Annotated in this window: 18 protein-coding genes and 1 pseudogene; 10 read left to right on the plus strand and 9 right to left on the minus strand. The window is 73.1% G+C overall.

Features of this window, described 5'->3' with window-relative positions:
* Window positions 1-108: 108 nt before the first annotated feature.
* Window positions 109-756, minus strand: coding sequence for a TetR family transcriptional regulator (locus I5Q34_RS13435; protein WP_199892399.1), 648 nt, complete (start codon window positions 754-756; stop codon window positions 109-111).
* A gap of 331 nt (window positions 757-1,087) precedes the next feature.
* On the opposite strand from I5Q34_RS13435, the gene I5Q34_RS13440 reads away from it, so the two are divergent.
* Both I5Q34_RS13440 and I5Q34_RS13445 read left to right on the plus strand, forming a co-directional pair.
* A complete protein-coding gene (locus tag I5Q34_RS13440) occupies window positions 1,088-1,891 on the plus strand; it encodes a VOC family protein (protein ID WP_199892400.1) in 804 nt (267 codons plus the stop codon).
* Between the two features lie 185 nt (window positions 1,892-2,076).
* On the plus strand, window positions 2,077-4,482 hold the full coding sequence (locus I5Q34_RS13445; protein ID WP_199892401.1) for a PQQ-binding-like beta-propeller repeat protein: 2,406 nt from the start codon (window positions 2,077-2,079) through the stop codon (window positions 4,480-4,482).
* A 195-nt stretch (window positions 4,483-4,677) separates the two neighbouring features.
* Here the strand turns inward: I5Q34_RS13445 and I5Q34_RS13450 are convergent, their stop codons facing one another.
* The 3 genes from I5Q34_RS13450 to I5Q34_RS13460 form a co-directional block, all read right to left on the minus strand.
* Window positions 4,678-4,887 carry a hypothetical protein gene (locus tag I5Q34_RS13450; RefSeq protein ID WP_199892402.1) on the minus strand — a complete coding sequence of 70 codons (210 nt, stop codon included), beginning with the start codon at window positions 4,885-4,887 and terminating at the stop codon, window positions 4,678-4,680.
* Window positions 4,888-5,150: 263 nt separating this feature from the next.
* On the minus strand, window positions 5,151-5,336 hold the full coding sequence (locus I5Q34_RS13455) for a hypothetical protein (RefSeq protein WP_199892403.1): 186 nt from the start codon (window positions 5,334-5,336) through the stop codon (window positions 5,151-5,153).
* A gap of 236 nt (window positions 5,337-5,572) precedes the next feature.
* On the minus strand, window positions 5,573-8,503 hold the full coding sequence (locus I5Q34_RS13460) for a BTAD domain-containing putative transcriptional regulator (RefSeq protein ID WP_199892404.1): 2,931 nt from the start codon (window positions 8,501-8,503) through the stop codon (window positions 5,573-5,575).
* A gap of 699 nt (window positions 8,504-9,202) precedes the next feature.
* Between I5Q34_RS13460 and I5Q34_RS13465 the strand changes: the two genes are divergently transcribed.
* Window positions 9,203-10,804: an APC family permease gene (locus I5Q34_RS13465; protein WP_199892405.1), complete on the plus strand. Its 1,602-nt coding sequence runs from the start codon at window positions 9,203-9,205 to the stop codon at window positions 10,802-10,804.
* A gap of 43 nt (window positions 10,805-10,847) precedes the next feature.
* Here I5Q34_RS13465 and I5Q34_RS13470 read toward each other — a convergent pair whose 3' ends face one another.
* From I5Q34_RS13470 to I5Q34_RS13480, 3 genes are all read right to left on the minus strand, one after another.
* A complete protein-coding gene (locus tag I5Q34_RS13470) occupies window positions 10,848-11,153 on the minus strand; it encodes a hypothetical protein (protein ID WP_199892406.1) in 306 nt (101 codons plus the stop codon).
* Window positions 11,154-11,300: 147 nt separating this feature from the next.
* Window positions 11,301-11,594 (minus strand): hypothetical protein, encoded by a 294-nt coding sequence (locus I5Q34_RS13475; RefSeq protein ID WP_199892407.1) that lies wholly within the window; start codon window positions 11,592-11,594, stop codon window positions 11,301-11,303.
* A gap of 109 nt (window positions 11,595-11,703) precedes the next feature.
* Window positions 11,704-12,051: a hypothetical protein gene (locus I5Q34_RS13480; RefSeq protein WP_199892408.1), complete on the minus strand. Its 348-nt coding sequence runs from the start codon at window positions 12,049-12,051 to the stop codon at window positions 11,704-11,706.
* A gap of 146 nt (window positions 12,052-12,197) precedes the next feature.
* Here I5Q34_RS13480 and I5Q34_RS13485 point away from each other — a divergent pair, with 146 nt between their 5' ends.
* The 3 genes from I5Q34_RS13485 (at window position 12,198) to I5Q34_RS13495 (ending at window position 14,230) form a co-directional block, all read left to right on the plus strand.
* On the plus strand, window positions 12,198-13,055 hold the full coding sequence (locus I5Q34_RS13485; RefSeq protein WP_199892409.1) for a MerR family transcriptional regulator: 858 nt from the start codon (window positions 12,198-12,200) through the stop codon (window positions 13,053-13,055).
* A complete protein-coding gene (locus I5Q34_RS13490) occupies window positions 13,052-13,252 on the plus strand; it encodes a hypothetical protein (protein WP_199892410.1) in 201 nt (66 codons plus the stop codon). The genes I5Q34_RS13485 and I5Q34_RS13490 overlap by 4 nt, the downstream gene beginning before the upstream one ends.
* Window positions 13,253-13,315: 63 nt before the next feature.
* Entirely contained in the window at window positions 13,316-14,230 is a 915-nt protein-coding gene (locus tag I5Q34_RS13495) for a hypothetical protein (RefSeq protein WP_199892411.1), read from the plus strand.
* On the opposite strand, the gene I5Q34_RS13500 is transcribed toward I5Q34_RS13495, so the two are convergent.
* Complete coding sequence (locus I5Q34_RS13500) at window positions 14,210-14,878, minus strand: TetR/AcrR family transcriptional regulator (RefSeq protein WP_199892412.1); 669 nt, start codon at window positions 14,876-14,878, stop codon at window positions 14,210-14,212. The genes I5Q34_RS13495 and I5Q34_RS13500 overlap by 21 nt on opposite strands.
* 127 nt (window positions 14,879-15,005) lie before the next feature.
* On the opposite strand from I5Q34_RS13500, the gene I5Q34_RS13505 reads away from it, so the two are divergent.
* Genes I5Q34_RS13505 through I5Q34_RS36035 form a run of 4 tightly spaced genes read left to right on the plus strand, consistent with a single transcriptional unit; the run spans window position 15,006 to window position 16,311 of the window.
* Complete coding sequence (locus I5Q34_RS13505) at window positions 15,006-15,167, plus strand: hypothetical protein (protein WP_199892413.1); 162 nt, start codon at window positions 15,006-15,008, stop codon at window positions 15,165-15,167.
* Between the two features lie 32 nt (window positions 15,168-15,199).
* Window positions 15,200-15,592, plus strand: a complete 393-nt coding sequence (locus I5Q34_RS13510) for a VOC family protein (protein ID WP_199892414.1) — start codon at window positions 15,200-15,202, stop codon at window positions 15,590-15,592.
* Between the two features lie 9 nt (window positions 15,593-15,601).
* Window positions 15,602-16,162, plus strand: a complete 561-nt coding sequence (locus tag I5Q34_RS13515; RefSeq protein WP_199892415.1) for a DUF1697 domain-containing protein — start codon at window positions 15,602-15,604, stop codon at window positions 16,160-16,162.
* Window positions 16,159-16,311 (plus strand): hypothetical protein, encoded by a 153-nt coding sequence (locus I5Q34_RS36035; RefSeq protein WP_199892416.1) that lies wholly within the window; start codon window positions 16,159-16,161, stop codon window positions 16,309-16,311. The genes I5Q34_RS13515 and I5Q34_RS36035 overlap by 4 nt, the downstream gene beginning before the upstream one ends.
* Here the strand turns inward: I5Q34_RS36035 and I5Q34_RS34660 are convergent.
* Window positions 16,239-16,697: pseudogene (locus I5Q34_RS34660) on the minus strand (DUF6879 family protein); the annotation flags it as partial. The gene I5Q34_RS36035 and the pseudogene I5Q34_RS34660 overlap by 73 nt on opposite strands.
* Window positions 16,698-16,768 lie beyond the last annotated feature (71 nt).

The raw sequence follows: 16,768 nt of genomic DNA on the forward strand, positions 1-16,768 counted from the left end.
ATCTCGCCGGAGGCGGCGTAGCGGTCGTAGGCGCGGACGAGCTCGGAGACCGGGCACGTGCCCGGCGGCCCGCCGCCGCGAATGACAGGACGTGCGTACGGCCGCGCGTTACTTGACCGGCTTCTTGCCGGTGATGCCCAGGTGCACCAGCAGCGCGAGGTTCGGCTTGAGGTCGGCCTGCTTCACGCCCCAGGTGGTGAAGCCCTTCTGGTGCGAGGCGACCGCCGCCAGCATCGTGACCAGCGAGCCCGCCACGGCACCGGGGTTGACGTCCTTGTCCACCTTCTTCTTGGCCTGGAGCTCCTTGACCGATTCCGTCAGGGAGCTGGTGACGGCGTTGAGGATCTTCATGCGGATCTTGTAGAACCGCTTGTCGCCCTCGGCCGCGCCCAGGTCGATGACGCGCAGGATCGCGTCGTTCCGCCGCCAGAACGCGAGGAAGCCGTCCACCAGCTCCTCGGCGGCCTGTTTGCCCGCCTTCCCGGCCCAGGAGCGCCCGGCGACCAGTTGCGTCAGGCCCGCGCCCTCGGCCGCCACCTCCTCGGCGAGTTCGAGGACGGCGCCTTCGACGTCCGGGAAGTACTGGTAGAAGGTCGCGGGCGAGGTGCCGGCCCGCCGGGCGACGTCGATGACCTTGACATCGCGGTAAGGGGAGGAGCTGAGCATTTCGCCGAGGCAGTCGAGCAGCTTCTGCCGCGTCGCCTGACCACGCCTGCCGGCCACCCGGCCGTCGACGGTGCGTACTTGTCCTGTCATGCCGTCAGCTTACCGAGGGGTGATCGGAGCGCGATTCGGTCGCGTGCAAATGGGGACGGGGGTGCCGAAAGGGGTTGTCGTGCAGGTCAGCGGGGTTTTCGCGGGAGGAAATGAGAGCGTCCGGGGATTGGCCCGTACTGGTGAATTGTCTTATCGGCAAGTCGCGGACCGGGCCTTTCCCGGCCTGCTTTCCGGGGCCTCCCGCATCCCCTTGCCGGGTGTTTTCCCGGCACCTTTGGTCCGTTGCCGCCGACCGGGCGGGATCGGTGTTCCGCCGATACCGTGGCTGCTGTGGCGGCGGAAAGCCGCGCAGCGGAAGGAGGCGGCGCCCATGGGCGAGGCCACGGACACCGGCCCGCGGTCCACACCGTGCTGGGCGGACGTCATGCTGCCCGACGTCGACGCGGGCAAGCGCTTCTACGGCGGGCTCTTCGGCTGGACCTTCCGGGACTCCGGGCCCGAATACGGGTCCTACGCCGAGGCGTTCCAGGGCGGCCGTGCCGTCGCCGCCCTCGCGCCCAAGCCCGACGGCCGGATGCCCACCGCGTGGTGCGTCCACTTCTCCTCGGCCGACGCCGCCGCGACCGCCCGGCGGATCACCGAGGCGGGCGGGCAGGTCGTCACCGGGCCGCTCGCCGTCGGCCCGTTCGGCACGATGCTGCTCGCCGTCGACCCGGGCGGCGCCGTCCTCGGCGTCTGGCAGGCCGGCACCCACCGCGGCTTCGAGGAGCGCGGCGAGCCGGGGTCGTTCGCGTGGACCGAGGTGTACACCCGGGACGCGGCGGCCGTGGATGCCTTCTACGAGCGGGTGTTCGGTCTTGTCGCGCACGCGCCCGGCAGCGGGGAGGCGACGGCGGATTACGCGCTGTGGACGCCCGCCGGGGAGCCGCCCGGTCCGGAGCACGCGGTCGGCGGGCGGGCCGTCATGGGCGAGGACTTCCCCGAGGTGATGCCCGCGCACTTCCTCGTCCACTTCGCCGTCGCCGACTGCGACGCCGCGGCCGAGGCCGCCGGACGGCTGGGCGGCCGCGTCCGGCGCGGGCCCAAGGACGCCCCGTACGGGCGGTTCGCGGTGCTGACCGACAGTCAGGGCGCGGACTTCGCCGTCGTCGAGAGGGCGGGCGCACCGCGCTGACCGGCGGCGGGAGGGCGGGAGCGGGGCTTCCGGTTTCGACATGGACACGCCGAAGCGTGACCCGGGTTCGCAACCGGGGCCGTGGCCAGGAAGAATCAGGGCGCGTACCCCGGGATAATTCGCGGTGAGACGCTGCACGGGGCTGGAACGACCCTTCAAGCCCCCACGGGGAGGTGGCAGGCCAGTTGGAGCAGCTTACGCAGCACGACCCGAGACGGATCGGCCCGTTCGAGGTGCTCGGCAGGCTCGGAGCCGGCGGCATGGGACTGGTCTATCTCGCGCGCTCGGCATCGGGCCGGCGGGTGGCGATCAAGACGGTGCGCACGGAGCTCGCCGAGGACCAGCTCTTCCGCGTCCGCTTCACCCGTGAGGTGGAAGCGGCGCGGGCGGTCAGCGGCTTCTACACGGCCGCCGTCGTGGACGCCGACCCGCGCGCGGCCGTGCCGTGGCTGGCCACCGCGTACGTCCCGGCGCCCTCGCTGGAGGAGATCATCAACGAGTGCGGGCCGCTCCCGGCCCAGGCCGTGCGCTGGCTGGCCGCCGGCATCGCCGAGGCGCTCCAGTCGATCCACAGCGCGGGGCTGGTCCACCGCGACCTCAAGCCGTCCAACGTCCTCGTGGTCGAGGACGGGCCGCGCGTCATCGACTTCGGCATCGCCTCCGGGGTGTCCAACACCCGGCTGACGATGACCAACGTCGCCGTCGGCACGCCCGCGTACATGTCCCCCGAGCAGGCCCGGGACTCCCGCAGCGTCACCGGCGCCAGCGACGTCTTCTCGCTCGGCTCCACGCTCGTCTTCGCGGCCACCGGCCACTCCCCCTTCCACGGCGCCAACCCGGTCGAGACCGTCTTCATGCTGCTGCGCGAGGGCCCGGACCTCGGCGGGCTGCCGGACGAGCTGCGGCCGCTCATCGACTCCTGCATGCAGATGGCGGCCGAGCACCGGCCCACCCCGGCGGACCTCCAGGCGCAGCTCGGCCCGCACCTGTTCGCCTCCGGCGGGGGCGACGACAGCGGCACGGCCTCGGCCTGGCTGCCGGCCAACGCCGTCTCGCTCATCGAGCGGCGCCGGGCCGGGCAGCGGCCCGTGGCCGCCCCCGCCCGCGGCGCCCGCTCCGCGGCGGCCCCGCCCCGCCCCGCGCGGCCCCCGGCCGCCCCGTCGTACGAGCCGTCCCGGGCGCCCGCCGCCCCCGGCTGGGCGGACTCCTCCCGGGTCACCGGGCCCCGCACCCCGGATCCGCGCGGCGGCCTGACCGCGGCCCCCGCGCCCGTCGCCCAGGGGCGGCACGCGGCGGCCCCGGTCTCCACCGCGGACGGCGCCGTGCGGCTGCCCGGCGCCCAGGTGCCGATCGGCCCGGGCCCGCGCGTCGCGGACGCCCGCGAGCCGTATGTGGCGCCCGGCGCGTCCTGGGTGCGCCCGCCGGGCGCCACCGCCGCCCCCGCCGCGCCCGAGGCGCCCCCCAACTCCACGGTGGACCCGTCCCGTTGGCGGCCCTGGCGGTTCCGCATGTCCAACGACGTCTGGGGCACCCCGGTCGTCGCCGGCGACCTGGTGTACGTCACCTCCTTCGAGGTGCACGCCCTCGACGTGGCCAGCGGGCGGCGGCAGTTCAAGACCCGGGACGTCGCCTGGGCCATGGCCGTGGCGGACGGCCGCATACACGCCTCCGACGGGCCCACGCTCTACGCCCTCGACGCCGCCGACGGCACCGAGCGCTGGCGCCTGTCCACCGACGGCTGGGTGTACTCCCTGGGCACCGACCGCGGCACGGTCGTCACCGGCACCCGGGGCGGCGGCGCCCAGGCGTGGGAGGCCGCCACCGGCGAACTGCTGTGGGAGACCGGCGGCCTGCAGACCGACTTCGAGACCCCCGACTGCGGGCCCGTCGTCCACGACGGCACCGTCTTCGTCTGGTCCGACGGCCGGCTGCGCGCCCTCGACGCCCGCGGCGGCACGGAGCGCTGGTCCTACCCGGTGGGCGACGCCTCGTCCTGCGGCGGCGTCCCGGTGCGGCTGCACTCCGCCCCCGACGGGGTGGTGTACATCGCCGCCGGCACCCGCCTGCTCGCCGTCGACAACGCCCGCGGCGACGTGCGCTGGCGCTTCGAGGCACCGGCGGTCTTCCTCGGCCCGCCCGCGTACGCGAACGGCGGCGTCTACGCGGCCGACTACCTCGGCACCGTCTACGCCCTCGACGCCGCGAGCGGCCAGGAGCGCTGGCGCATCGCCACCGAGGCCCGCCAGTCGAGCGCGCCCGTGCTCGTCTCGAACGGCCTGGTGCACCTGGGCAGCGGGGGAGCGCTCTACACCCTGGACGCCGTCACCGGCACCCCGCGCTGGCGGTTCGCCGCCGGCGGCGAGATCGTCGGCTCCCCGGCCGTCGCCGACGGCCGCGTCCACTTCGGCTCCGCCGACCACTGCCTGTACGCCCTGGACGCGCAGGGCGGCCAGCTCCGCTGGAAGCTCGCCACGGGCGGCGAGATCACGGGCACCCCGCTGGCGGTCGGCGGCGTCGTGTACGCCTGCAGCAAGGACCGCTGCGTCTACGCCCTGGACGCGGCGAAGGGAACGGGGCAGGCGCGCAGGTGAGTTGGGCGGCGGCGCCCGTTCCGGGACGGGACGGGCGCCGCCGGGCACAACCAGCGGGGGCCCTGGCGCTGGGCGGGGGCGGAGTGCGTGGACCGTGCGCGCCCTGTCGGACGAAATACCGGAAGACTTAACGGAGTACGCACAGCGGACAGGCCCCTCGGGTCTTCCCGAGGGGCCTGTCCGTGCGTGGAACCGTCAGAGCTCCATGGTGCTCGCGTGATGGTCGTCCACGCCCGTGGTGGTGGCGGGGTCGCCGGAGAGAGCGGACGTCGCATAGGCGGCGCTCTCCACCGATCCGCCGTGGTTGTCGGCGGCGGCCGGCAGGGTGTTCAGGGCCGCGGCGGCGCCTGCGATGGCGAGTACGGCTGACATCCTCCTGGCGCCGGCCATGGTCTTGCGGTTCATGGAGACTCCTTTTTGCTCGGGGGGCGGGGGCTTGCGATTTCGCTTCCCGCTGGGGAAGTCGTCGGTGAACTCCGCCGTCCAACAGAGAGGCCGGCATCGGCGGCTCCCCCTCCGTGTCGCCGATGCCGGCTCTGCTGGAATGCGGGTCGGCGAAGCCCCCTGTTCCCCCGCGCCGTGGGGTTTCGCCTCGTCCTGCCCGGCCGGGGGCTCCCGGAGTGTGCCGGGAGCGCCCCTTGCCTGCGGGGCCGGGCCGAGCGGTCGGATCAGACCGGCTCGGAACCCGCGTGGTTGTCGTCCGGAGAATCACCGAACTTCTGGACCTTGGCCTTCAGCCGCGCGGTACCGACCCCCGTTGCGTTCGCGGTGCCGAGCCCTGCCGCGTTGTTCGCGATCTGGCCGTCCTGCTGTGGTGCGGGCAGAGTGGGGTTGAGCTGGTTCTCGTCGCTCATGGTCGTTCAACTCCATCGGAAAGTGCGAGTCGTGCAGTACGACGGGGTTTGCAACACCCGTCCGGCGACTCCCCCGAAGGCCGCCGGACAGGTGTTTTCAGGGCTGTTCACCCTAGTGGTGGCGCACCACACGACCCGTCTGCCCCCCGACGCGACGGATCGACACAACCAAGAATGGCGTGCGCCGATAAACGAATGATGAACGACGGTGTGATGAGGGCGCGGACGGAGAGGGCCTAAGCGTTGGCCAGCCTGAGCAGGCCCCGCACTTCGGTGGCTTCCTTCTCGTATCCCAGCTGCTCGAACACGGACAACGCGTCCGTCCAGCAGGCGTAGGCACGTTCCCGCTGTCCGAGCCGGACGAGGCAGTGGCCGAGCACCGCGAGGATGTCACCCCTCCGCCATTCTCCGCTGATGCCGCGCAACCGGGCCAGTGCCTGCTCGGCGTGGGAGGCTCCCTGGGCATGGTCGCCCATGGCGTGGTGGATCTCCGCCATGCGGTAGAGGCTCCATCCTTCCCACATGCGCTGCCTGTTGCTCCTGAAAATGGACAGGGCCTCCGAGAACTGCGCCAGGGCGCGCTCGTGCTGCTCGGCGCTGGCCAGGGCCATGCCGTAGGCATAGCGGCCGTTGGCCAGCCGCCACGAGACATTGAGGTCGCGGTAGATGTCGAGGCTCTCCTCGGCGAGGCGTACCGCGGAATCCGATCGTCCGGTGTGCCCATGGATGCGGGAGAGGTTGCTGAGCGCGCTGGCCGCACCGTTGCGGTTGCCGTCGCTGCGGAAGGAGCTCAGGGCCTGGACGCAGTGCGTCTCCGCATCCTCGTACCGCTGCTGGTAGATGCTGACGATCGCGCGGAAGTTCGCGGCCATGCAGAGTGTGAACACATCGCCGCTGTCGTGCGCGAGGCGCACCGCTTCCGCCGCTACTTCGTCCGCTTCCGCGAACCGTCCCGCGAGGGTGTGGACGTGCGCGAGGACGGTTCGCGCGCGGCCCTCCGCCCAGGTGTCTCCCGAAGCCCGGGTGGCGGCCAGGAGACCGGTCGCCGCGTTCGCGTACATCCGTGAGTAGGCGCCGGATTCGATGAGGTCGTTGAGCGCCTGCAGCAGGTCCACGGCCTTCCTCAGCGGGTCCCCGGTGTCCGCCGCATGCCGTCGTGCGCATGCCAACATGCACCCCGCCTCGGTGTGCAGCCAGTCCGCTCCCGCCGCGCGGTCGGTGAAGGCCAGCCCCGGATGCCGGGTGGGCGTCAGATGCTTCAGTAATTGGTCACCCGGCCGCTCCAGCACATACACCCCCGCCGCCGTCGCCAGATAGAAGTCCAGCAGCCGCGACATCGCCGACTCCCGCTCCTCCGGCGGGTGTTCGTCGCGCTCCGCGCACGAACGCGCGTAGAGGCGGAGGAGGTCGTGGTAGCGGTAGCGGCCGGGGGCGGCGGATTCCAGGAGGGAGGTGTCGACCAGGGTTTCGAGGAGTTCCTCGGTCTCTTCCGGGTCCAGGTCGAGGACGGCCGCCGCGGCGGACAGGGAGATGTCGGGGCCGTCGGGGAGGCCGAGGAGGCGGAAGGCCCGGGCCTGGGCCGGTTCGAGCTGGCCGTAGCCGAGTTCGAAGGACGCCTTGACCGCGAGGTCGCCGGCCCGGAGCTCGTCCAGGCGACGGTGCTCGTCGCCGAGCTTGCGGGCGAGGACGGACACCGTCCACGTACGCCGGGCCGCGAGGCGCGAGGCCGCGATGCGGATCGCGAGGGGGAGGAAGCCGCAGAGCGCGACGACGTCCATCGCCGCGTCGCGCTCCGCGCCCACCCGCTCCTCGCCCACGATCCGCGTGAAGAGGACCAGCGCCTCCTCGGGACTCATGACGTCCAGGTCGACGAGGTGGGCACCGGCCAGGTCCACCATCCGCGTCCGGCTGGTGACCAGGGCCGCGCAGCCCTCCGTGCCGGGGAGGAGCGGGCGGACCTGGGCCGCGTCCCGGGCGTTGTCGAGCAGCGTCAGGATGCGGCGGCCGTCGAGCGTGGAGCGGAAGAGGGCGGAGCGCTCCTGGAGGCCCTCGGGAATCGCCGAGTCCGGCGTGCCGAGGGCGCGCAGGAACGCGCCGAGCACCGCCTCCGGGTCCGCGACGACCGGCCCCGTGCCCTGGAGGTCGACGTACAGCTGCCCGTCCGGGAAGTGGTTGCGCGCCGCGTGCGCGACGTGCACCGCGAGCGTCGTCTTGCCGACGCCCCCGATGCCCGCGACGGCGGACACCGCCATGATCCGCCCGTCGGCGGTGGCGAGCTGGTGGCTGAGCTCGTCGACGAAGGCGGCCCGGCCGGTGAAGTCGGAGACGGTCGCCGGGAGTTGTGCGGGGCGGATGAACGCCGGGCCGGCGGCGCCCTGGTCCGTGGGCAGGTGCAGGTTGAGGTCCGCGTCGCCGTTGAGGATCCGCTGCTGGAGCTTGGCCAGCTCGGGGCAGGGGTCGACGCCCAGTTCGTCGGCGAGGAGGCGCCGCGTGTCGGTGTAGACGGCGAGGGCCTCCGCCTGCCGTCCGCTGCGGTACAGCGCGAGCATCAGCAGCTCGCGCAGCCGCTCGCGCAGCGGGTGCGCGGCGGTGAGGGCGGTGAGCTCGGAGACCGCCTCGGCGTGGTGGCCGATCTCCAGGTCGAGGTCGAGGCGGGTCTCCAGCAGGCCGAGCCGCCACTCCTCCAGCCGGGCGCGCTGCGTCCCGGCGTACGGGCCGGGCAGGCCGGCCAGCGGTTCGCCGTCCCAGACGGCCAGGGCCTCGTTGATCAGGGCGCGGGCGCCGCCGGGGTTGCCGCCCACGCGGGCCTTGTCCGCCTCGGCGGCCAGCCGCTCGGCGGTGTCGATGTCCAGGGACCCGACGCCGGTCCGCAGCGCGTACCCGCCCGCCTCGCTGGCCAGCACGTCCGCGTCCGGCCCGAACGCCTTGCGCAGCCGCGAGGCGTAGGTGCGCAGCGCGGCCAGCGCCGCGTGCGGGGGGTCGTCGCCCCACAGCGCGTCCACCAGCTCGGCCGCGGTGGCCGTCCGCCCGCCGCGCAGCAGCAGGGCCGCGAGCAGGGCCCGCTGCTGGGGTGAGCCGGTCCGCACTGTCTCGTCGCCGCGCCACGCGCGGACGGGTCCGAGCACGGCGAAGCGCAACCGCTGCTCGTGCCCTGTGTCCCCGGCCATCGTGACCCCCTGCTCGTCCCCTCGGTGGCACCGGTCAGTCTGCCCTGTTCCGGGCCCCGGCGTCAGCACCGGTCCGGCCCTCTCCGGGGAGACGGCCGGGGGGTACGAACCCCGGGTCACCGGTGCTGTACGGGGCCGTGGCCGGCCTCCCCGGAGCGGTGCCCTCCGCCGGGGCGGACCTGGCCGGGTCCGGCGGCCGGCGGACCCCGGACGTCCGGCTGAACAGGACCACCGGCCACAACTCGCCTTATTCGGACCGGGTATTGTACGACCCGGGCCCGTTCCGTGGGACGGCGACGTGCGGTCGTTCCGCGCGGTGGCGGACCGGGCCGCGGGCGTGCGCCGCCGGTGGTTCTATGGGCATTTGTGCGGCGCGCGGAGGCGGCCGGATAACGACGTCGGATGCTCCAGGGCGTTCTCCGCGGTGTGACGCGGGCCTCCCCGGCGGGCCTCCCTGGCGGACCTCCCCGGCGACCCGGCCCCGGGTCGGCCCGGGAAATTTTGAATCGGGGCAAAAAGGGCTGGCCTGCGAATTCCGCACTCCGCCGAACCGGCCTCGCGGCCTGAGTGTTACCTGCCGTAACCTGAAATTCTCCTTCATTTGTCAGGCCAACTGGCGAGTAATGCCGCCAAGTTAAGGAGGCTTTACGGAGGCGCAATCCTCCGGTCGCGGAAACAGCACCGCTTAACGTCCCGGTCATGGTGGATGCAGCAGCGCGCGAGCGCCCTCCGCGGGGCGGAGGCACGGTGACGGGCGATGTGACGGGCGACGCCGGGAACGTACGGGCCGCCAAGGGCGCCGCCCAAAAGGGTGCCGCCAAGGGCGGCGTACGGGCCAAGGGCCTGGGCCGCGGCTCGGTCGGCCTGCTCGGCAGCGCGGTCATCGGCATCTCGACCGTCGCCCCGGTCTACTGCCTGACCTCCACCCTCGGCCCGACCGCCGGCCAGGTGGGACCGCACATGCCCGCCGTCTTCCTGGCGGGCTTCCTGCCCATGCTCCTGGTCGCCTTCGCCTACCGCGAGCTCAACAGGGCGGTCCCGGACTGCGGCACGTCCTTCACCTGGACCGTACGCGCCTTCGGTCCGCGCGTCGGCTGGATGTGCGGCTGGGGGCTGGTCGTCGCGACGATCATCGTCCTGTCCAACCTCGCCGGCGTCGCGACCTCCTTCCTCTACCTCCTCCTCGGCGAACTCACCGGCAGCGCGGGCGTCGCGGCCCTGGACGACAACCGGATCGTGCACGTCGTCACCTGCCTCGCGCTCATCGCCGTTGCCACGGCGGTCAGTTACCGCGGCATGACCGCCACCAAAGGCACGCAGTACGTGCTCGTCGCGCTCCAACTCGCGGTGCTGGCGCTGTTCGTGGCCATGGCCCTGGCGAAGGCCCCCGCCGCCGCGCCCGGCTTCTCCTGGGACTGGATCGATCCCTTCGCCGTCCCTTCCTTCTCCTCCTTCACCGCCGGACTCTCCCTCTCCATCTTCATGTTCTGGGGCTGGGACGCGTGCCTGGCCGTCAACGAGGAGACGGAGGGCAGCGACCGGACGCCCGGCCGGGCCGCCCTGCTCGCCATGGCCGTGCTCGTCGGCTCGTACCTGCTCACCGGCGTCGCCGCCCAGCGGTACGCCGGCGCGGGACTCGGCGACCCGCGGACCGAGGACAACGTCTTCGCCGTCCTCGCCGAACCGGTCATGGGACGGGCCCTGGGCGCCCTGCTCTTCGTCGCCGTCCTCGCCTCCGCCGCGGCCAGCCTCCAGACCACGTTCCTGCCCGTCGCCCGCACCGTGCTGGCCATGAGCGCGTACGGCGCCCTGCCGCCCTCGTTCGCCGTCGTCCACCCGCGCTTCCGCTCCCCGGGCCGGGCGACGGTCGTGGCGGGCGCGGCCACCGGTGTCTTCTACGCGGTGATGAGCTTCCTCAGCGCGAACGTGCTCGTCGACACCATCTACGCGCTCGGCCTCATGATCTGCTTCTACTACGCGATCACGGCCTTCGCCTGCGCCTGGTTCTTCCGCGCGGAGCTGCGGCGGTCCGCGCGCGACGCGCTCTTCAAGGGCGTCCTGCCGGTCCTGGGCGGGCTGTTGCTGGCGGCCGTCTTCGCCAAGACGCTCCACGACATGTGGAACCCGGCGTACGGGACGGGCAGTTCGGTGTTCGGGGTGGGGTCGGTCTTCGTCATCGGGGTGGGGCTGCTGGTGCTGGGCGGCGTGCTGATGGAGGTCATGCGGCGGCGGAGCCCGGCGTTCTTCCGGGGCGAGTCGCTGACGGCGGCGACGCCGGTGCTGGTGGCGGAGGACGCGTAGGCGGCGGCCCCCGCCCTGGGGGGTGAGGGCCGCTCGTTCCTCCTCAACGGCGGTAGTACAGGTGCCAGTAGTAGCCGTGCCAGCTGTGCCTGTACTCGCGCTGGCACTTGTAGTCGCGCCACTTGTGGTGCTGCTTGCCGTCCTCTCCGGCCTTGCGGCAGGAGTGGTGGTCGCGGTACCAGCCGTCCGCGTACCAGCGCGACGCCTGCGCGGCGGCGGTGACGCCGGACGCCGTGCCCGACGACTCCTGCGAGGGCGCCGCGACGGCGACCCCCGCCGTGCCGGCGAGCAGCATCCCCGCGACGGCCACCGCCGCCGCCTGCGCGGGACGGAAGATCCTCTGTTTCATGGGTTTCCCCTCTCTCCTTGGCGTTCGCCCTGGTTGTGGGCCTGAACGCCACCATAGGAAGCCCGGTGTCCCGGGGGGACGGGAGCGGGGTCCCGAGTGCGTCCCGGGCGGGGGGCCGGGACGGAGGGGGCGGCGGACGGTCGTTCCTCAGGGGTGGAAGTAGAGGTGCCACATGCGGTAGTGCTCGGGCCGGCACCTGTACGCGCGCCACTTGCCGCCGGCCACGCCCTCGCGGCCGACCTGCTCGCATATGTGCTTCTGGCGGAACCAGTGGTTGGGGCGCCAAGGCCCCGGCGTCGGTCCGATCGGGGCGGTGACGGCCACCGCGTCCGGTTGCCGCTCCGCCGGCGCCGAGGCGGCCGCCGTGCCCGCCGTGGCGACGAGCAGCAGCCCGGTCGTCGTCGCCATCGCCCGCACCAGGCGGGAGTTGCTCGTCTTCATGGTCGCCTGCTCCTTGGAGATGTGGCGTTCGCCGGTCCGAGGACGTCCTGCCGGGGAAGCCGTGCCCTCCGGGTGGTGGTCCGGAGGGCACGGGTCGGGCTCCTGCCCCTTACTTGCGGTAGTACAGGTGCCACTGCCAATGGCCGTGGCGCTTCTCCTTCTTGCACTTGTAGTCGCGCCACTTGTGGTCGTCCTTGCCGCGCTCGCCGGCCTCCTGGCAGGCGTACTCGTCGTGGTACCAGCCGTCCGCCTTCCAGCCGCTCTTCTTCAGCTCCTTGGCCTGCTCGTCCGCCTCCTCGCTCGGGGCGGAACCGGTCGCCTCGCCCGTCGCGGAGCTGGTCGCGCTCGGCGTCTCCTCCGCCGGAGCCGCGACGGCCGCCCCCGCCGTGCCGGCGAACAGCAGGCCCGCGGTGGCCACCGCCACCACCGGCGCGAGGCGGAACTTCCTCGGATTCACGGGGTTTCCTCTCTCGTTTTCGGCGTTCGCCCTGATAGTGGGCGCGGAACGGCGCCGCCGGAACGGGCGTGCGGGAGCGGGAACCCGCGGGGCTCCCGCGCGGGCGGGTTTGAACCTCACGCGGCGTGAGGAGGCATGGTGACCACATGACAGCTTCCGCTTCCGCCGCCGGTCCCACGGACCGTTCCGCAGCTGGTCCCACGGCCCGTTCCGCAGCCCGTTCCACGGCCCGTTCCGCAGCCTGGAAGGTCGGCCCGCTCGCCGAGGCGTCCGGGCTCACCGTGCGCACGCTCCACCACTGGGACACCATCGGTCTGCTCACCCCGTCCCGCCGGACCGCCGGCGGGCACCGCGAGTACACCGAGGACGACCTCGCCCGCCTCTACCAGGTGCTGGCGCTGCGCGAGTTGGGGCTGGGCCTGGAGACGATCGGCGCCTGCCTCGACGCGGGCGTCGACCCCGTGCGCCTGGTCCGCGACCACCTGGCGGAGGTCGAGTCCGCGCTCACCGCGCTGGACGCGCTCCGGGAGCGCCTCGTGTGCCTCGATGCCGAACTGGCCGGCGGCTCCGTGTCGGCCGCGACGCTCCTCGACGCGCTCCGGGCGGCCGGGCGCCCGGGCCCGGAGGGCGGACGTGCGCTCCGCCGCCACGTGGACGCGGACGGCATGCGGGAGTTGGCGGACCGCGCCGGAGCGCTCGGTCCCGCCGCGCACTACCTGCTGGAGGTCGAGTGGCCGGAGCTGTACCGCCGCGCCGAGCGGCTCCGCGCGGCCGGGACGCCGTCGGCGGACCGCGCGGTGCGGCGGCTGGTGGACCGGATGGACGAGCTGGGCGCCCTGTTCACGGGCGGCGACGCCGGGATCTCGGCGGGGGTGCGGGACGCCTGGCGGGAGGATCCGGCGGCGATGTCCGGCGACGCCGCGGCGGACGCGGGGGAGTGGCGCGAGCTGGCCGGCTACCTGGACGCGGCGCGACGCGGCGGTGCGGAAGGAGGCCGTCCGTGATCCACCGGGCTCTTCCTCTGCTGATCCCGTACGCGATCTGCTGCTTCCTCGTGGCGGGCGGACTGCTGCCGCCGGGTGTCCTCCTGGCGGTGCCGGTGGCGTCGGCGGTGTACGGGGCGGTGGTGCGTGGGCGTCGTGGGCGCCGTGGCTCCGGGCGGTTCACCCGTACGGCGGACGGACCGCGCCCGCGCGCTTGAGCGCCCCGCCGCGCGGGCATCGCACGCTCCCGGACCGAATCCCTGCGCCCCGTTGGAGCCCCCATGCCCCTCCCCGAACAGATCAAGCCCGGTGACGTCGTCCTCTCCCGCGGCACCGAGGCCCTCTCCCGCGCCATCTGCCTCATGGACGACTCCGAAGTCAGCCACGCCGCGCTGGCGGTCGGCGAGGAGGGTCTCGCCGAGGTGACCGGGAAGGGTCTGCACACCCTCTCGTTCGCGCGCGCCCAGGAGGGCCACGACCTGGTCGTCGGCCGTACGCTCGCCGCGCCCGCCGACATGACGCCCGTCCTCGACGTGGCCCGCCGCTACCTGGACGCGGGCCGCACCTCCTACGCGTACCAGCAGATCGTGCTGCTGGCCGTCCTGTGCGTCACCCGCCGCGTCCCGCTGCCGCCGGGCGGGCGGCTGCTGGCGCGCACCGCGCTGGACCGGGCCGCCGCCGCGCTCAACGCGATGGCCGAGATGGGCCGGCAGCCCATGATCTGCTCGGAGTTCGTCTACCGCTGTCACTACGAGGCGATCCCGGGCGACCCGTATGTCCTGAAGACGGACGGTGGCGGCGTACGGGGGGCGGCCGAGGGGCAGTCGCTCCTGGACTGGGCCGAGGCGCACCCCGCCCTGCCGCGCGTGCAGGCCCTCCCGAAGACGGGCCCCTTCGACCCGGCCGCCACGGAGGCCGCGGTCGCGCCCCTCGTCTCGGCCTGCACCGCGGCCGCCGGGCGCCTGCCCCTCGGCGGGCACCTCCCCACGGACCCGGACGACGAGGAACTCCTCGCCTCCATGGCCGCGTTCGGCAGGGCCCTGCACGGCGGGCCGCTGCCCGCCGGCCAGGCCCTGGAGGCGATCCGCGCCAAGGAGGCCGAGCCGAACTTCGTCACCCCTGGTGACCTGCTGCGCAGTCTGTCGCTGAAGGAGACGCTGCGGCTGGGCCACGCGTCACGGGGCGGGCTGTTCTGATCTGACGGCGCAGTCCCTCACGGCGTAGTCGCCGAGGGACGGCTCCAGGAGGCCGAAGACGCGCTCGGCGTCGTCGGCGACGAGGTCGGCGATGCGGGCGTTCCCCTCCCCGGCGAGGGTGAGCTCCTGGATCCGCTGGAACAGGACGCGGTGCGCGGCGCCGAGCTGGGCCGCGGCCGCGCGGGGGGTGATGTCGCCGGCCTCGGCGCCGTCCGCCGCCGCGAGAGTCTCGGCGAGGGCCTCCTCGCGCCGGTCGTGGAGGTCGCGGAGCCGTGCGGTGAGGGTCGGGCTGTCGGCGATCATCCGGGAGAACTCCGGCCCGGCGAAGCCGGCGACGGGGTTGTGCTCCCGCACGGCGGCGAGGAAGGCGCGCTCCAGCGCGGTCAGCGCCGAGGCGCCGGCGGGCCGGCCGGCGACGACCCGGGCCAGGCTCGCCACGAACTCCTCCTGGTGGTCGAAGGCCAGGTCCTCCTTCCTCGGGAAGTAGTTGGTGACGGTCTTCTTGGCGACCCGGGCCGCGACGGCGATCTCGGCGATGGTCGTGGACTCGAAGCCGTGCTCGATGAAGAGCCGGGTCGCGTGGTCGGAGATCAGCTGCCTGGTCTCCTGCTTCTTGGACTCCCTGAGCCCCATGGGTTCGGTGGTCATGAGGAAATCTTACCCCCGATGTACTTTTCCTCTTGACGTACGCGCTGCGTCCGGTCTAACTTTACGTCCGTTGCAAGATTCGCCCGGACGTTGAAGCCGGACGTCGAAGGCTGAAAGGGGCCACACCATGCGCAAGCAGCTCAATCTCGCCGATCTCATCGCCCGTCAGGGCGGCGGCTCCGGCCCGGCTGCCCGCCAGGCTGGGACGTCGTGGCGGACCCAGGCCCCGATACCCCGGTCCACCACCCCGCGCCCCCAGCTCAACAGCCGCTCACGCGGCCCCCGTTGATTCCCCTCCAGTCGAACCTCCCAAGGAGCCCCTTGAACATCACCGCATCCGCCCTGTCCCTGACCGTCGACGATGTCGCCGCCTCCCGCGACTTCTTCATGACCCACTTCGGCTACGCGGTGGCGATGGAGGCGGACGGCTTCGTCTCGCTCTCCCACCAGGACGCGGCCCTCAACCTCGTCCTGCTTCGGCGCGGCATAGAGGTCCTGCCGCCGGAGCAGCGCGACCGGTGTGCCTCCGGTCTGATCGTGGCCTTCACCGTCACCGACCTCGACGCGCAGGAACGCCGGCTGCGCGCCGAGGGCGTGGAGATCACCATGCCGCTGCGGGAGGAGCCCTGGGGCGAGCGCCTCTTCCAGGTCACCGACCCCAACGGGGTCGTGGTCGAGCTCCTGGAGTGGGTCACCCCCGCCGACGCCTCGTAGGCTGCCGGGATGGCGCCGAAGGCGTACGCGGCGCTGCTGCGCGGCATCAACGTGGGCAGGCACCGGAAGGTCCCGATGGCCGAGCTCCGGACGCTGCTGGCGGGGCTTGGCCACGGAGCCGTACGGACGTACCTCCAGAGTGGCAACGCGGTCTTCACCGCCGCCGCCGGGTCCGACGAGGAGACCCTGGCGGCGGGCCTGCGCGACGCCCTCGCGGAGCGCTTCGGCTTCACCGTGGACGTCCTGGTGTGCGACCACGCATACCTGAAGGCGGTAGCGGCCGCCTGCCCGTTCCCGGCGGCCGACTTGGAGCCGAAGCAACTGCACGTCCTGTACTGCTCCGCCCGTCCCGACCCGTCCCGCTTCGCGCACCTCGAAGCGGCGAAGTCGCGATACCACCCCGAGGAGTTCCGCCTCGGCGACCGCGCGCTCTACCTCTACGCCCCGGAGGGCCTGGGCCGCTCGGATCTGGGCGCGGCGCTGTCGAGGGTGACTCCGGCGGAGGGGGCGTTCGCGACGGGCCGGAACTGGAACACGGTGGTGAAGTTGGTGGAGATGACGGCGAGTTGAGCGCCGCCTGCCAGACGGCGTACTTCTCGTGCGGGGTGGCCCGGGCCCACACGGCCTCGAAGGCCGAGGCGCACGCGCGTGCCGTGGCGGCGTCGACGGCCTGCTCCGTCCTCACCCACCTGCCGCCGCTGTCGAAGACGTTGAACTGAACGATCCGGCCGTCGAAGAGCCAGAAGTCATGCTCCGGGAGGGCGAGTTCCTCGGCCCGCTCTCTCGGCAGCCAGCGGATGTCCTCCCCGGCGGCGATATTGGTGAAGGTCCCGGAGTGCTCGAACCGGATGTACTCGCTCACCGGCTCCGACACGATGCGGGCGCGGCGCATGACCACGCCCTTGCCGGTGACCTCCTGCACCAGATCGAGCCAGGGCCGCCACCAACTCGGCCGGTCCGCCGGATCGAGACGATGCCCCCGCCTCCAGGCGGCGAAGCGCTCCGCCTCGCCGTCCACGTCGTAGACATCGCGCATCTCCAGATGAACGGCCGACCGCTCGGCGGATCGCAGCAGCTCCGCGAAGCTGCTCAAACTCTGCGTCATCGTGTACGTCCTTTCGCCCTGCTTCGACGTTCATGTGGAGTATCTGTGTCTCAGCGTCACCGATAGGAGAG

This window comes from Streptomyces sp. AV19 (assembly GCF_015999245.1).
Lineage (GTDB): Bacteria > Actinomycetota > Actinomycetes > Streptomycetales > Streptomycetaceae > Streptomyces.

What these genes read in the sequence shown, in the direction of transcription:
- I5Q34_RS13465 (WP_199892405.1), top strand. Translation starts at nt 9,203, where the DNA reads ATGGTGGATGCAGCAGCGCGCGAGCGCCCTCCGCGGGGCGGAGGCACG.
- I5Q34_RS13450 (WP_199892402.1), bottom strand. Translation starts at nt 4,887, where the DNA reads ATGAACCGCAAGACCATGGCCGGCGCCAGGAGGATGTCAGCCGTACTC.
- I5Q34_RS13505 (WP_199892413.1), top strand. Translation starts at nt 15,006, where the DNA reads ATGCGCAAGCAGCTCAATCTCGCCGATCTCATCGCCCGTCAGGGCGGC.
- I5Q34_RS13470 (WP_199892406.1), bottom strand. Translation starts at nt 11,153, where the DNA reads ATGAAACAGAGGATCTTCCGTCCCGCGCAGGCGGCGGCGGTGGCCGTC.
- I5Q34_RS13485 (WP_199892409.1), top strand. Translation starts at nt 12,198, where the DNA reads ATGACAGCTTCCGCTTCCGCCGCCGGTCCCACGGACCGTTCCGCAGCT.
- I5Q34_RS13500 (WP_199892412.1), bottom strand. Translation starts at nt 14,878, where the DNA reads ATGACCACCGAACCCATGGGGCTCAGGGAGTCCAAGAAGCAGGAGACC.
- I5Q34_RS13495 (WP_199892411.1), top strand. Translation starts at nt 13,316, where the DNA reads ATGCCCCTCCCCGAACAGATCAAGCCCGGTGACGTCGTCCTCTCCCGC.
- I5Q34_RS13515 (WP_199892415.1), top strand. Translation starts at nt 15,602, where the DNA reads ATGGCGCCGAAGGCGTACGCGGCGCTGCTGCGCGGCATCAACGTGGGC.
- I5Q34_RS13460 (WP_199892404.1), bottom strand. Translation starts at nt 8,503, where the DNA reads ATGGCCGGGGACACAGGGCACGAGCAGCGGTTGCGCTTCGCCGTGCTC.
- I5Q34_RS13455 (WP_199892403.1), bottom strand. Translation starts at nt 5,336, where the DNA reads ATGAGCGACGAGAACCAGCTCAACCCCACTCTGCCCGCACCACAGCAG.
- I5Q34_RS13435 (WP_199892399.1), bottom strand. Translation starts at nt 756, where the DNA reads ATGACAGGACAAGTACGCACCGTCGACGGCCGGGTGGCCGGCAGGCGT.
- I5Q34_RS13440 (WP_199892400.1), top strand. Translation starts at nt 1,088, where the DNA reads ATGGGCGAGGCCACGGACACCGGCCCGCGGTCCACACCGTGCTGGGCG.
- I5Q34_RS13475 (WP_199892407.1), bottom strand. Translation starts at nt 11,594, where the DNA reads ATGAAGACGAGCAACTCCCGCCTGGTGCGGGCGATGGCGACGACGACC.